Raw genomic sequence first — 15036 nt, 5'->3', positions numbered from 1 at the left:
GGTTAGCGGGCGCTGGATAGCTCGATAAGCTCGGTCATGACGGTTTGAAGTGACTCGCAAACCGTCATGACCGATTTTCGTTTCATTGTTTCTGGCCGGGCCAGGATGTCGATCTTGCGCACCGAATTCACGCCGGAGAGCGGACGCAAAACGACGCCTGCGTCCAATACACGGCGGGCCGTGAAGCGCGGCAGCAACCCGATCGCACCACCCGCGGAGACGAGCGCAGCAACAGTTGAGTAGTCGTTGATGCGGTGCAGCACCTCTGCAGGCCGCCCGCTGACAGCCACGACGGCGGCGAGGACGTCAGCGGGGGAGTAGCCATCGCGGCTGGTCACCCAAGGTTCGTCAACGACGTCGGACGGTTCCAGTTCGCGCCGGTTTGCCAGCGGGTGGGCCGTGGGGAGCGCGATGTCCAAAGGCTCGTCCGCGAGCGGAATCACCGCCACTTTGTCCCCGGGCCACGGCGGGCTGTTATCCATCCGGTGCGCCAAAACCAAGTCGTACCGTGCCGCCAACCCCGGGAAGTCTTCCTGGGCCACGTCTTCATCGGACAGTCGCAGTCGGGGTGACTTCCCGCCGTCGGACGCCAACAGTGCCGCCAACGGGGCAAACAGCGCCTGCCCCGCACTGTGGAACGCGCTCACGCTGACCGGCGCGTCGGGAGCATCGTGATAGGCGCCGATGGCTGCCCGCGCGTCTGCCATGGCATTCACGACGGCGGCACCCGCCTCGGCGAGCACGCGGCCTGCATCGGTGAGCACCAGAGCCCGGCCCTCCTTGCGCGTCAACGGCACGTCCACGGACTTCTGCAGCAGGGCAAGCTGCTGGGAAACGGCCGACGGCGTCACCATGAGTGTTTCGGCCACGGCCTTCACGCTGCCAAGGTCGCCAAGCTCCCGGAGCATCTGCAGCTGGTGGATTTCCATTAGCAAATCCTAAATCGTTGATTGAGAAGAATCTAGTTGTGCTAAATCGTGGGCGGGGCTCTAATGGACTCAGCAGCAGTGCAGCAGCCCCAGCCAGTGAGGAATTCCATGAAGGCTCTCTACAAATCCGGACCGCACGCAGGGTTCGAACTCGTCGAACGTCCCGAGCCCGAAGCGGGGCCCAGCGACGTCAAGATCCGTGTGATGACCACCGGTATCTGCGGCACCGACCTCCACGTCCAGAGCTGGGACGCCTGGGCGCAGGGCATCATCGAAACACCGCTCATCGCCGGCCACGAGTTCTACGGTGAAGTCGTGGAAATCGGCGAGGATGTCCGCGACGTTAAGGTGGGGGACAGGGTCTCCGGTGAAGGCCACGTGGTGTGCGGAATCTGCCGCAACTGCCGTGCCGGTCGCCGCCAGATGTGCATCCACACCGTCTCCGTTGGTGTCCAGCGCGATGGTGCGTTCGCCGAATACGTCGTTATTCCGGAGACGAACGTCTGGGTCCATCACGATGAATCCGTCACCCCTGAACTCGGCGCGATTTTCGATCCCTTCGGGAACGCCGTCCACACTGCCCTCAGCTTCCCGCTGGTCGGCGAGGATGTGCTCATCACGGGCGCGGGACCCATCGGCCTGATGGCCATCGCGGTCGCCCGCCACGCAGGTGCACGCAAGATCGCCATCACGGACGTCTCCGCTCCGCGCTTGGAACTGGCCCGGCAGATGGGCGTGGACCTCGCCGTCGACGTGTCCAAGATGCGCGTCCGCGAAGCACAGCAGGAACTGGGTATGCGCGAAGGGTTCGACATCGGACTGGAAATGTCCGGACACCCCACGGCACTGCCTGAGATGATCGACAACATGAACCACGGCGGACGCATCGCCATGCTGGGCCTCCCCAGCCAGTCCATCGACATCGACTGGGGCAAGGTAGTGACCCACATGCTCACGCTTAAGGGCATCTACGGCCGCGAAATGTTCGAGACCTGGTACGCCATGAGCGCCATGCTGTCCTCCAACCCTGTGCTGCACCGCAACATCTCAGCCGTCGTTACGGACAAGCTGTCCGCAAAGGACTGGGAAAAGGGCTTCGAGATTGCCCGCAACGGCACCGGCGGCAAAGTGGTCCTGGACTGGACTGAACTGTAACCCGGACCGAACTGTAACCCGGATCCCAAAAAACTCTAGGAGCACCCATGTACTCAGCCATCAAAGACCAACTGCAGGGCGAACTGGACGAGATCCGCACAGCCGGCCTCTTCAAGACCGAACGCCACATCGATTCCCCGCAGGCAAGCCACATCGCCGCCGGCCAGCTCGGCCAGCCGGCCAACAAGGTCCTGAACTTCTGCGCCAATAACTACCTGGGTCTGGCCGACCACCCTGACATCATTGACGCCGCAAAGTCCGCCATGGATGAGCGGGGCTTCGGAATGGCGTCCGTGCGCTTCATTTGCGGAACCCAGGACCTGCACCTGGAACTCGAAACCCGTGTCTCCACATTCCTGGGGACCGAGGACACCATCCTCTTCTCCAGCTGCTTCGACGCCAACGGTGGCGTGTTCGAGTCCCTCTTCGGCCCCGAAGACGCCATCATCTCGGACTCCCTCAACCACGCGTCAATCATCGACGGCATCCGCCTGAGCAAGGCCAAGCGCTTCCGCTACGCAAACCAAGACATGGCAGACCTTGAAGCCAAGCTCGTAGAGGCACAGGGGTCGCGCCGGAAGATCATCGTCACGGACGGTGTCTTCTCCATGGACGGTTACCTTGCACCACTCGAAGCCATCTGCGACCTCGCCGAGAAGCACGATGCATTGGTCATGGTGGACGACTCCCACGCCGTTGGCTTCATGGGCCCCACCGGCGCAGGCACCCCCGAGCACGCTGGTGTTTCCGAACGCGTGGATATCTACACGGGCACCTTTGGCAAGGCCCTCGGCGGAGCCTCGGGTGGTTACGTTTCCGGCCGCGGCGAAATCGTCGCCATGCTGCGCCAGAAGGCCCGCCCCTACCTGTTCTCCAACTCCCTCGCCCCGGCCATTGTTGCGGCCACTATCAAGGCGATCGAGCTCGTGCAGGAATCCGGAGAGCTCCGAACCCACCTGTTCGAGAATGCAGCGCTGTTCCGTCGCCGCATGAGCGAAGAAGGCTTCGAGCTCCTTGACGGCGAACACGCCATTATCCCCGTGATGTTCGGCGACGCCGTGGTGGCTGCCAAGGTCGCCGACGAAATGCTCAACAATGGCGTCTTCGTTACAGCCTTCAGCTTCCCTGTGGTGCCGAAGGGTGTGGCCCGGATTCGCGTGCAGCTTTCCGCTGCCCACAGCGCGGACGACGTCGAAGCGTGCGTTCAGGCGTTCGTCAAGAGTCGCGCCGCGGTCGCCTAGGCAAAACCTTCTCTCACATCCCTCGGGCTTCCGGCCGGATGCTCTCTCACATCCCTCGGGCTTCCGGCCGGATGCTCTCTCACTTTCTTCAGAAAAGTAAGAGAGCATCCGCCCTAAAGGTGCCGAAGGTATCTTTCCGGGGCGTCCAAGAATGAGCGCCAGTTGGTGATCAGATCCAGGTCGGCCCATTGCCTGGGACGTAACCCCCACTGCCCGACTTCGAGTATTTGGGCGCCCGGAAGTGCGGCAAGCAGGGGCGAGTGCGTTGACATGATGACCTGGGACTTGCCTCCAACCAGCAGCTCCTTGAGGACCGACAGCAGGCTGAGGCAGCCATTGAAGGACAACGCTGATTCCGGCTCGTCCAATACCCATAATCCGTGTCCGCGAAACCGGTCGACAGCGAGCTCGAGGAACGATTCGCCATGGGACATGTCGTGGAAGGGCAGGTCGCCGTACATGCTGGGGTTCTTCTCCAGATAGGTGAAAAAACCATGCATCGTCTCAGCCCGGAGGAAGTAGCCCCGCCGGCTGCTTCCGGCGTTGCGGATGAGTTGCAGGTGGTTGCCCAATTCGGATTCCGTGGACCTTGTGGTGTGCCGGGCGCCCGTTGAGCCGCCCTCCGGTGACAAACCGTATGCCAAGGCGATGGCCTCGACCACTGTGGACTTACCAGAACCGTTTTCGCCTACGAGGATGGTTGCAGGAGTCAGATCCAGACCTTGTTCCAGAAGCTGCGTTACCGGAGGCAGGATGGCCGGCCAACGGCTGCGGTCCAGCGCGTTGGCGGGATCTTCTGCCACTCGTCGAATGGGATGGTTGAGGTGCATGCCGTCATTGTTGCAGCCCTGGCCGACGTTGAGGCCGCCGGGAAGGGCGTGGGATGTGAGAGGGCGTTCGCCGGGAAGGGCGTGGGATGTGAGAGAGCATCGGGTCTGACAGGATGGAGCCATGGCTTCGAATTATGACGTGGTAATCGTTGGCGGCGGCATTGGCGGACTGTCTCTGGCCGCGGCGCTCGCAGGCAAGTGCACTGTGGCCCTCGTCGAGGCTGAGCAGTCCCTGGCTTTCCATACTTCCTCACGTTCCGCCCGGCAACTGATCCCCAGCTACGGTCCGGCCGTGGTCCAAGCCCTGACCATCCGCACGCTCGAGATGTTGGCAGCCCGGGACGCAGAGGCAGCAACGCCGATCCTCACTCCAAGGGGCTTCATGCTTGTAGGCGATGAGGACTCCGTGCGCGCCGAGGCGAGTGGAAACATGCACCCCATCCCGCACGATGAAGCCATGCGTTTGTGCCCGGCCCTGAATCCCGATTCATTCACCGCCGCAGGACTGGATAACGGCTCCTTCGGCTGCGATGCCCCGCTGTTGCTGGAGGAACACCGGCGGACGGCCGAGGCCGCAGGCGTTGACATCATCACCGGAGCCAAAGTGCACTCGGCCCAGCGGCTGGGGAGCGGCTGGCAGCTGGGCGCGGGCACCGAAGGGTTCCAGTCCGGCGTCGTGGTCAACGCGGCAGGTGCCTGGGCGGACGAGCTGGCCGTCATCAGCGGCGTGGAGAAGTTAGGGCTGCAACCGTACCGGCGGACCGCCGCGATTGTGAACGTGGAGAACCCGTTGACGCCGGAAACGCCGATGGTGTGTGCCGCTGATGACACGTTCTACTTCCGCGCTGAGGGCAACCAGGTGCTGATTTCGCCGTCGGAAACCGTGCCAAGCGGAGCCGAGGATGCCAAGCCCTACGCCGGTGACGTGGAGAAGCTGATCAACAAACTCAACACCGTCACGTCCTTGGGGATCCGCTCCGTAGACCGCGCCTGGACGGGCCTCAGGACAGAAGCGGCTGACGGAATCCCCGTGGTGGGTTTCGACGCCGAAGCGCCCGGCTTTTTCTGGCTCGCCGGACAAGGAGGCTACGGTTTCCAAACGTCATCCGCCATTGCGGAGTTGGCGGCCGCACTCATCCTCGGCGAGGTAAAGGACGACAGTCCGGAATCCCGGACAGCGGAGCAGCTCTCGGCAGTACGCTGGTCCATCCGGCGCTGAACAATAGGGACATGAGCGGAAACACGAACGGACACAGCACACTCATCGCCAACATTGGTGAGCTAATGACCCAGGACCTGGAGCGCCGGGTTCTCAAGGACGCAGCGATCGTGTTCGAAGGCGAGCGCATCGCGTGGATAGGGTCCAGCAAGGACGCCCCGTCAGCTGACGAAAAGATCGACGCCGAGGGCCGCGCCATCCTGCCTGGTTGGGTCGACTCACATTCCCACTTGGTGTTCGCAGGGGACCGAACCGCTGAGTTCGAGGCCCGCATGGCCGGCGAAAGCTACAGCGCCGGCGGGATCGCCGTGACCACTGTTGCCACGCGCAGCGTCAGCGACGACGAACTTACCCGCCTTGTGCGGGACCGCGTGGCTGAGGCTGTCTCGCAGGGAACCACTTACCTGGAGAGCAAGACCGGCTACGGATTGGACGTCGAGAACGAGGCCCGAAGCGCCCGCATCGCCGCAGCCGAAGTGGACGAGGTCACCTACCTCGGCGCGCATTTGGTCCCCAACGGTTCCGATCCCGAGGAATACACGGACCTGGTTTGCGGGCCAATGCTCGAGGCCGTCCTGCCGCATGTCCGCTGGGCTGATGTCTTCTGCGAGCGCGGTGCGTTTACTGAGGACCAGTCGCGTCGGGTCCTCACTGCTGCCCGCAACGCGGGTCTGGGGCTAAGGGTCCACGGCAACCAGCTTGGTGAAGGACCTGGCGTTGCACTCGCCGTGGAGTTCGCGGCCGCGAGCGTGGACCACGTGAACTACCTTTCGGACAAGGACGTCGCGGCGCTCGCGGGAACGTGGGACGGCTGGGATCCGGCTACGGGGACCGGCACGAAAGGCACGGTCGCAACCTGCCTTCCTGCCTGTGACCTGTCCACACGCCAGCCTCTGGCACCCGGCCGTGAACTGATGGACGCCGGCGTGCAGATCGCACTGGCTGCCAACTGCAACCCAGGCACCTCCTACACCAACTCCATGGCGTTCTGCGTGACTACAGCTGTGCTCCAGATGCGCTTGAGCGTCCACGAGGCCGTTCGTGCGGCGACATACGGCGGCGCCTTGGCGTTGGGCAGGGAGTCAGGGAACGACGTCGACGGCGAACGGGCGGTGGGTTCGCTCGCCGTCGGACATCGCGCTGACCTGCACATGTTGAAGGCGCCGTCGGCTACGCACCTGGCTTACCGTCCTGGAATCCCGCTGACGCACTCGGTGTGGCGGGCGGGCGTGCGCGCCGTCTAGGAAACAACAAAGAAGGGCGGTGTTCCGGTGGGAATACCGCCCTTCTTTGTGGGGGATGGAAGGGACTAGGCGCAGCTGAACTTCGCGTCCGCCCAATCACCCCAGTCGTCGCCAGCGTCGTCGCCGTTCTTGTCGGCGATCAACTCGACGTTCTGGACACCTGTGATGTCCACGGTGAGGGGAAGTGCGGCTGAGTCGGCGCTGAGGACGGGAGTCCGCAGCAGCTCCCGCCCGTCGCCCTTCACAATAAACACCACGGAACCGTGCAGGCCCTTGTTCAGCTTGGCGTCGTCCACTCCCGCCACGGCGGTGAAAGCGTTGCACTTGGCCTCGGTGGCGATGCTGATTTGTGAATCGGCGTGGACGCCGATTCCCTTCGGGTACACGACGCCGTCGAGCCGCAAAGCTGGTCCGTCACCGGCGTTCTGCTCACCGTTGGCCCGGTCCCGTTCCGCGGGGCCCCAGCCGTTGGTGCTGCCGATCCAGGGCAGGTCTGAGGCGAAAACGGTTCCTGACAGGACGGGCGCCGGCGGTTCCTGGGATGTGGAGGAACAGGTGAACCTGGCATCGGCCCAGTCAGCGTGGTCGTTGCCGTTGGAGTCCCCGGCGTCATGGGCTACGAGCTCCACGTACTGGGCGCCGGTGACGTCCACGGTGAGTGGCAGGGGAGCGCTGGCAGCCCCCAGTACAGGCGTGGTCACCTTGGTGTTGCCGTCAGCCACCACGGAGAACTTCACACTGCCACGCGTCGGCTGGGCGTCGTCGATGCCCACTGTCGCGGTGAAGGCAGTGCAGTAGCCGCCGAGGTAATAGCGGACCGTGCCGTTGGCGTGGGCTCCCAATCCCTTGGCGTAGATCGTGCCGTTCAGGGTGAGCGGCGTACCGTCGCCGGCCCCGGTGCCGCCGTTGGACTGGTCCTTCTCCACTGGACCCCAGCCATTGGTGGCGCTGACCCACGGGTGGTCGCTGGCGAACACGGTGGTCTGCGGCGGCTTGGGCAGCGTCCGGACGGTGGTGGTGGTGCTGATGGTGCGGCTGCCGGCCGGCTTGCTGCCTGAGGAAACAGCGGTGTAGTTGGCTTTGGCGGTGATGGGGTAGTCACCATCGGCTGAAGCCGGTGCGGTGATCTTCCACGTGGTGGTGAGTGTTCCTCCGGCGGGGAGGGTTGCAGCCGTTGCCGGAGTGGAGGGGGTCGACGTCCACCCCTCCGGCAGGTCGAGCGCAACGGCGAGGCCGCTGATGGCAGCAGGCTCGTCGGAGGCAAACGTGGTGACGAAGTCCTGCGCCTTCCCCTGCTGGATGGCATCACCCTGAAGTTCGGCCGAAAGTTGCGCGCAGGCCGGGACAGCGTCCGAGGCGCCCAGGTCCTCCACCAGGAAGTTGTCCAAGGTGAAGTCCGAACCATTTGCGCTGCCCGTGCGCTGCAGCCCCACAAAGTAGTCTCCGCAGAAACCGGTGTCGAGGATCTGCTCGAAGCGCGTGGTTGAGGTTTTCGCATCGATGGCCTGGTTGCCAGTTACTGCCGGACCTGCCTGCGAATCATAACCGGAAACCCAGGCGTATTGCCCTGCCTTGGAGTTCTGGTAGTCGAAGGACACCTTGTACTTGTGGCCCGCCTGGAACGGCACCCTGGCCTCGGTGGTGCGGTAGACCATGCCCGGTCCGCCGTTGGGTGCGCGGTTTTCGTCGTGTGCGATCAGAGACCACGTCCCGTCCAGCACTTCGTCGATCACATTGGTGTGCCAGCCCTTCTGGGTGAAGGGTTCGTTACGTTCGGCGATGTGCGTACGCGGGTCCGTCGAGCCGCCGGCGTCGCCCTTCACGAAGGGTCCCCAGCCCTGATCCACGTTTTCGAAGTCCTCGCCCAGCACGCCTGTGGTGGCCACCCGGGTGGTCTTGACCGCCCTGAAGTCATCCACGCGGACTGTTGCATCGCCGTCGGCCGCCGTGACGGTGACTTTCGCTGCGGTATTGTTCCGCGGCACGTCTACGAGCACCCGTACACGCTGGAATGCAGTCCCGTGCTTCTCGTCACCAGCCACGTAGTTTTCGGCGTTGGACGAATCGATGGTGACGCTTTCGGTCTCACCGTTGATATCGACTGAGAGCGTGGTGGGCCGGGTCTTGCCGGGCTGGATTTCAACCCATGCGCTAACGGATTGGGTTCCGGCGTCCAGATTTATGTCCTGGCTGATCGACGACGGCGTTGCGCCCATCTCGGCGAAGCGGCGGCCTTTGTCGTCGCGAACCTGGGCGACGATGCCGGCGGGGTTCCACGGGGAGAGGTCTGCGCTGTTGAATCCGGGATCGTTGAAGGCTGTGCCTTCGCCGAAGGCGGCATCCTTGGGCAGATCTGCCTTGTTGTTCTTGGGAGCCAGGACGTAGGGCTGTTTGGCGTCCGCGGTGACGGTGACCTGTCCGTTGATCACAGGGACGTCGGCCACCTTCACGCGTCCGTTGTCGGTCAACTTGAACAGTTCAAGCGAGCCGGACTTCGCGAACTCATGGGTGAGTGTCCACGTGCTCGCGCCACCGGCGGGGTTGTAGTGGTAGAGCTTGTCAGCCTTGGCGTTTTCCTTGGAGGACCATGGCAGCAGATATGTTCCACCCTGCAACACGGAGGTTCCGCCCACGGTGATGTTGCGTTCTTCGGCGGTGTTTCCGGTGACAGCTACACCGTCGGCGAGGTCGATCCGCTCAGCGGTCCACTTGGTGATCTGGTGGTGCTGCAGGAACTTCGCCGGCACGTTGGCGGTCCACACGTTCTCGCTGAAGGCGTTGAAGTCGTTCTGTCCGGTCCAGCCTTCGAACTCCACAATGTGGCTCACGCCGAGCTTGGGGTCCGGGTTCCAGACATCTGACTGTGTGTTGTTGATGAAGCGGAGGATCCGGGAGTTGATGCCCTTGTTGGTGGAGCCGCCGTACTTTTCGTCATTTGCCCAGTGGGACCACGTGTTGTTCCGGGACAGATGGTCAGCCCATTCGGAGCCCACCCGGAAGCCATTCTTCACCAGCTCCTGCTGCAGCCTTTCGGCGAGCCAGCCGAACTCGTAATAGACGTCCACGTAGACGAAGTCCAGGTTCTTGTCCGTGGCCTCGCGAAGCTCCTTGATGCGCTGGGCCAGCTTGCCGGAGTTGATGTCCTCGCGCTGGTTCATGTAGTACGACTGGTCCAGCCAGTTCCAGCCCAAGCCCCTGTCCGCCCGGAGGAGATCTTCGCTGAAGGACTTGGCCTCAGGATAGATCTCGGTGGCATTGATGTGAACGCCGAAGCTGGCATTCCAGTCCTTGCCCTCCTTGACCAGCGTGTTCAAGTCCTTGAGGCCGCCGGCGCGGGTGTTGAAGTTGTTGCCGTAATCGGTGTTGGCGGAGTCGTGGCCCTCGCTGGTGTAGCCCTTGAGCATGGCCACCTGGCCGAGCCCGTCCGTTGCCAGGGAGATGCGTTTGACGTCGTCCAAGGTCCGCAGGAAGGGGTGGGTTGCCTGCGAGGCGAAGTTGAACGGGATATGGGTGATCACGTTGTCCGGGGTCTGTTCGCCCTTGTTGGGGCTGACCTGGATGGACCTCATGGCGATCGCGGCGTCCTGCCAGTCCACGCCGCCGTCGGCGTTGGCGTCAGGGGTGATGGCCAGGCGCGTCCAAGGAAGCTCCTCGGTGGCGGTTGCCCCGTCGGCGCGGTACAGCCATTGGCCGCTGGCAAGCCCCATGGTCACTCCGCCGGCACCGTCGCTGACGGCTTGGCGCCAGAAGCGGCCCCGGTCCTTGGCTCCGGGGCCGGAAGAGGTGTCGTAGAGGGCGTTGGATTCGACGGCGGCACCCAGGGTTGCTGTGTTGGCCAGCGCGTAGGCCGAACTCTTGGCAGCGGCATCCAAAGGAGTCGACGCGGTGATAGGCGTGAATTCGTCTCCCGTCACGCTCCGGTCCACGGAAAGGTTGGCCGTGGACACCTGGGCGCCGGGCTGCGTGGAGCCTACCGTAACCAGGTTGAGGCGGGGGAGTTGCAGGGTCTTCACCAGGTACTCCGTGGAGTCCTTGATCTCGGTGACGTTGAACGAGACCACGTTCTTCTTCACGGACAGCCGGGCCTTGATGACAGTGTTGCCGAAGTCGGGCACAGTGAGGACGTAGTCCCGTGCGTCTTTTCCAGAGGCGGCGGATGTTCCGGAGACCGTGTACTCCGCGCCATTGAGGGTGACCGTGCTTAGCCGCGTTGTGGTGCCGTCGAGGCGCGCCTTGGTGGCGGCGTCTGTATAGCCGAGGACCTGCGGGAATGTGGTGGCGACGTCCACGCGGAGATTGCCGGACGTGATGGTGGCAGTGTCTGCGGCGCTGACGATGTCTGCCGGTTGGGTAGACAGTGCCGCGGTGGCGGGCTGAAGAGCTGCCGGCCCTAGTGAGGATGAGGCGACGACGCAGGCCAAGCTCAACGAGGCAAGGCGTCTGGAGGAGGACAAGCCGGGCATTATGCTCCTTCTTGATTTTTCCGAGCGAGTAACGATCATGTTCTTGCGGACTCGTCCAACACTGCTGCATGAGACAGAAGTTGACAAGAGTTAACAAGCAATTAACTAAATTGCACATCTCAGCACACGCTTTCCTTGATCTGAGTACCGCGTCGGCCGCGCACAGTTAATGAGCGGTCTTCGCCCAGGAATGATCCTTGTGAGATCGAAAATGATCGTTTAGTGTTTCTATAGATCAGAAAACGTCATTAAGCTGAGCGGGAGCGGAACAAACGATGAGCGAGAACACACTGGGCGCCTTCATGGACGAAGAGCTGGTTTCCCAGCCCGAGGTCTGGCAGCGGGCAGTCGAGCAGGCCCGCGCCGAACAACTGCTTCCCGCAGACGGAAAACGCATCGCAGTGATCGGCTGCGGCACGTCCTGGTTCATGGCCCAGAGCTATGCTGCCGCCCGCGAATCCGCCGGCAAGGGGGTAACGGACGCGTTCGCTGCATCCGAGGCTTTCCTGAACAGCAACAGTGCCGATCGCCAGTACGACGCCGTTGTGGCCATCACGCGGTCAGGCACCACCACTGAGGTGCTGGAGATCTTGTCTGAGCTGAAGGGGATCGTCCCCACCGTTGCGATCATCGGGGACACCTCCTCGCCGATCGTTGAACTGGCAGGCGCCGTGGTTGGCCTCCAATACGCCGATGAGCGTTCCGTGGTACAGACCCGCTTCGCCACCACAGCATTGGTCTACATGCTGACCAGCCTTGGTATCGATGTGCAGCAGGCAATTGAGGATGCCCGTGATGCAGTGACTGCTCCCGTCTCCCAAGAATTGTTGGATGCGGAACAGTTCACCTTCCTCGGCACCGGCTGGACGGTTGGACTGGCCCACGAAGCCGGCCTGAAGATGCGCGAAGCCGTGCAGGGTTGGACCGAGTCCTACCCGGCAATGGAATACCGGCACGGTCCCATCTCCATAGCTGCCCCCGGCCGCGTCACCTGGCTGTTCGGAACCCAGCCCGAGGGCTTGGACAGTGATATGGCCGTCACCGGCGCCCTCTACATCCACACGGACAAGCACCCGCTGGCTGAACTGGCTCGTGTCCACAAAGTCACCCTGGAGCGTGCACGCGTCCGGGGACTGAATCCGGACCTGCCCCGCAACCTGACGCGCTCCGTTATTCTCGACGCCTCCGCCTAGGCAACCGACATGGTCCTCGGAGCCGCGGAATCAGCGGTCCTGTCATTCGACGTCGGCGGGACGGACATCAAGGCTGGATTGGTGGACGCCCAGGGGACCGTCCTGGGCATGCGCCGCGTCCCTACGCCGTTGGATCCGGCCCGCCCCGGCGAAGCGGTCCTGGACAGGCTCGCTGAGCTTGCTGCCGAGCTGGCTTCCGAGTTCCCGGGCTCACCCGCCCGGGCCGCCGGCATTATTGTTCCCGGAATCGTGGACTCCGTGGCCGGTGTGGGTATCTACTCCGCTAATCTCGGATGGCGTAACTTCCCGTTCACGGCCGAAGCTGAAAAACGGCTCGGGATCCCGGTGGCGTTCGACCACGATGTCCGTTCCGCAGCTGCCGTGGAACACAGCTTCGGCGGTTCGAAGGAATTCAACGACGTTGTGGTGATGGTGGTGGGAACCGGCATCGCCGCTGCCGTCTTCTCAGGCGGTAGGGCTGTCACTGCGGGAGGTTTCGCCGGCGAACTCGGCCATGCCCAGGTTCCGGACCCCGATGCTGCCCCTGGCGCCGCGGGCTCCACGATCCTGGAAGCGGTGGGCTCAGCCGGGGCCATCGCCAGGCGTTACCATCAGGCGTCCGGAGACAGGGTGGACGGCGCTCGCGGGGTACTGCGCAGGGCAAGCGCAGGGGATGCCATCGCTGCCCGCGTTTGGGCCGACGCCGTGGATGCCCTGGCCTTCACCATCTGCCAGTGCGTGAACATCATTGGAACAGAAGCCGTGGTGATCGGCGGAGGCCTCGCTGAAGCAGGCGATGACCTGCTCGAGCCGCTTCGTAAGCGGGTTGACGGGATTCTCGACTTCCAGCGTCGGCCCCATCTCATCCGAGCCCAGCTGGGACAGGATGCCGGCTTGCTCGGTGCTGCCCTGAACGCCCGGGCACTCTTGGGCGGCGCACGATGAAGCGGGCAAACATGAACCGTGTTATCACCGTCACTCCCAATCCGGCCATCGACATGACCTACACCGTTCACGGGATCACCGAGGGCTCAAGCCACCGCGTGCCCACGCCCCTAAGCCGTGCCGGAGGCAAGGGAATTAACGTAGCCCGTGTCACTCACCAGCTCGGATACCCCGTGCTCGCCATTGCACCCACCGGCGGTGCTGCAGGGCAGACCCTCGCAGCTGAACTGTGGACCAGCGGCGTACCGCACACCCTGGTGGGAGTGGCCGCCGAAACCCGCCGAAGCATCGCGCTGGTGGACACTGTCGCAGGGGAAACATCCATCTTCAATGAGGAGGGCCAAGCACTCCTGCCGGATGACTGGCGCTCACTCCGGATGGCCGTAGTTGAGGCCGTGAGCGGAAACCGGAACCTGCCGGCCTCCGTCCTGGTCGGTTCGGGAAGCCTGCCGCCGGGCGCTCCCGCTGATTTCTACCCGGAACTGGTGCGCCTGGCCCACGACGCCGGTATCCCCGCCATTATCGACACCTCAGGTCCCGGGATCATCGCCGCAGCCAAAGCCGGCGCCGACATCCTCAAACCGAATCATCACGAGCTGGCCGATGCGACGGGGGAGTCCAGCCTGGAGGCAGCCGCTCTTGCACTGATCGACATGGGTGCCCGCACGGTCCTCGTCAGCGCCGGCGCTGACGGCATGCTCGCCTTCGACCACGCAGCCCCGGGCGGCTACTGGAGCGCCCGCCTGCCGGAAGCGCTCAGCGGCAACCCCACAGGGGCGGGCGACGCCGGTGTGGCCGCTGCCGCCGTCGCACTCGCCGAAGGCATCACCGAGCCCCGTGAGATTCTTCGTCGGGCCACCGCCTGGTCAGCCGCGGCCGTGCTCATGCCTGCCGCGGGTGAAATCTCGCCGCGGTACCAGGACCTTCAAGACCAATTGATCGTGACATGGAAGGAGACCCGGTGACCCTGGTCAACACGCGGGAACTCATGGACAGGGCCGCCGCCGCAGGCACAGGCCAAGGCGCATTCAACATCATCCATATCGAAACTGCCGAAGGCTTGGTGGCAGGGGCCGAAGCGGCCGGTGTTCCACTAATTCTGCAGATTTCCGAGAACTGCGCCACGTACCACGGTGGACTCGAGCCCATTGCGTCGGCAGCCCTGGCAATCGCCCGGTCAGCCGCCGTGCCCGTTGCCCTTCACCTGGATCACGCAGAATCCGAAGACCTCGCCCTTGCAGCAGTGGACCTTGGTTTCGGTTCCGTCATGTACGACGGCGCCCATTTGCCGTACGAGTGGAACGTGGAAGTCACACAACGCGTGGCCAAGTACGCCCACGAGCGTGGTGTCTATGTGGAGGCCGAGCTCGGAAAAGTGGGTGGCAAGGACGGAGCCCACGCTCCCGGTGTCCGAACAGACCCAGCCGAGGCCCACGCATTCGTCGAGGCAACAGGAGTGGACGCGCTGGCCGTTGCTGTCGGCTCCTCCCATGCCATGACCGAACGCAGCGCCGCCCTGGACCTGCAGCTCATCACCAGGCTGAAGACCGCGGTGGGAAAACCACTGGTCCTCCACGGCTCCTCCGGTGTGACAGATGACATGCTTATAGCCGCTATCCGAGCGGGTATGACTAAGATCAACGTATCCACACATTTGAACGGGTTCTTTACCCGCGCCGTCCGTGAGTACCTCGATGCCAACCCTGCAGTGGTGGATTCCCGGAAATACATCAAGGCCGGCCGGGATGCCCTTGTGCTGGAGTCCGCACGTATGCTGACGCTGTTCGCCAAAGCGAATTAGCTGGAACCCGCGAAAG

11 protein-coding genes are annotated in these 15036 nt (G+C 63.6%); 8 read left to right on the top strand and 3 right to left on the bottom strand.

Features of this window, described 5'->3' with window-relative positions:
* Window positions 1-2 precede the first annotated feature (2 nt).
* Entirely contained in the window at window positions 3-929 is a 927-nt protein-coding gene (locus tag AC0J5Z_RS16475) for a LysR family transcriptional regulator (protein ID WP_475034284.1), read from the bottom strand.
* A 108-nt stretch (window positions 930-1037) separates the two neighbouring features.
* On the opposite strand from AC0J5Z_RS16475, the gene tdh reads away from it, so the two are divergent.
* Window positions 1038-2084: an L-threonine 3-dehydrogenase gene (gene tdh / locus AC0J5Z_RS16470; RefSeq protein ID WP_475034282.1), complete on the top strand. Its 1047-nt coding sequence runs from the start codon at window positions 1038-1040 to the stop codon at window positions 2082-2084.
* A gap of 47 nt (window positions 2085-2131) precedes the next feature.
* Entirely contained in the window at window positions 2132-3325 is a 1194-nt protein-coding gene (locus AC0J5Z_RS16465; RefSeq protein WP_475034280.1) for a glycine C-acetyltransferase, read from the top strand.
* Between the two features lie 113 nt (window positions 3326-3438).
* Here AC0J5Z_RS16465 and AC0J5Z_RS16460 read toward each other — a convergent pair whose 3' ends face one another.
* Window positions 3439-4155, bottom strand: coding sequence for an AAA family ATPase (locus AC0J5Z_RS16460; protein ID WP_475034278.1), 717 nt, complete (start codon window positions 4153-4155; stop codon window positions 3439-3441).
* A gap of 121 nt (window positions 4156-4276) precedes the next feature.
* Between AC0J5Z_RS16460 and AC0J5Z_RS16455 the strand changes: the two genes are divergently transcribed.
* Window positions 4277-5374, top strand: coding sequence for an NAD(P)/FAD-dependent oxidoreductase (locus tag AC0J5Z_RS16455; RefSeq protein ID WP_475034275.1), 1098 nt, complete (start codon window positions 4277-4279; stop codon window positions 5372-5374).
* Window positions 5375-5385: 11 nt separating this feature from the next.
* Window positions 5386-6618, top strand: coding sequence for an imidazolonepropionase (gene hutI, locus AC0J5Z_RS16450; RefSeq protein WP_475034272.1), 1233 nt, complete (start codon window positions 5386-5388; stop codon window positions 6616-6618).
* Between the two features lie 65 nt (window positions 6619-6683).
* On the opposite strand, the gene AC0J5Z_RS16445 is transcribed toward hutI, so the two are convergent.
* On the bottom strand, window positions 6684-11081 hold the full coding sequence (locus AC0J5Z_RS16445) for an endo-alpha-N-acetylgalactosaminidase family protein (protein ID WP_475034270.1): 4398 nt from the start codon (window positions 11079-11081) through the stop codon (window positions 6684-6686).
* A 275-nt stretch (window positions 11082-11356) separates the two neighbouring features.
* Here AC0J5Z_RS16445 and AC0J5Z_RS16440 point away from each other — a divergent pair, with 275 nt between their 5' ends.
* The 4 genes from AC0J5Z_RS16440 to AC0J5Z_RS16425 are packed head-to-tail and all read left to right on the top strand — an operon-like array spanning window position 11357 to window position 15020.
* On the top strand, window positions 11357-12274 hold the full coding sequence (locus AC0J5Z_RS16440; RefSeq protein WP_475034268.1) for an SIS domain-containing protein: 918 nt from the start codon (window positions 11357-11359) through the stop codon (window positions 12272-12274).
* Between the two features lie 9 nt (window positions 12275-12283).
* On the top strand, window positions 12284-13219 hold the full coding sequence (locus AC0J5Z_RS16435; RefSeq protein ID WP_475034265.1) for an ROK family protein: 936 nt from the start codon (window positions 12284-12286) through the stop codon (window positions 13217-13219).
* A complete protein-coding gene (locus AC0J5Z_RS16430) occupies window positions 13216-14184 on the top strand; it encodes a 1-phosphofructokinase family hexose kinase (RefSeq protein WP_475034263.1) in 969 nt (322 codons plus the stop codon). Before AC0J5Z_RS16435 ends, AC0J5Z_RS16430 begins: the two co-directional genes overlap by 4 nt.
* On the top strand, window positions 14166-15020 hold the full coding sequence (locus AC0J5Z_RS16425) for a class II fructose-bisphosphate aldolase (RefSeq protein ID WP_475034261.1): 855 nt from the start codon (window positions 14166-14168) through the stop codon (window positions 15018-15020). Before AC0J5Z_RS16430 ends, AC0J5Z_RS16425 begins: the two co-directional genes overlap by 19 nt.
* The last annotated feature ends 16 nt before the right edge of the window (window positions 15021-15036 follow it).

It is taken from the genome of Paenarthrobacter sp. TRD_SC_7, assembly GCF_056156245.1.
Note: the sequence above shows the minus strand (reverse complement) of the source record. Positions and strands in the feature narration are given on the sequence as shown.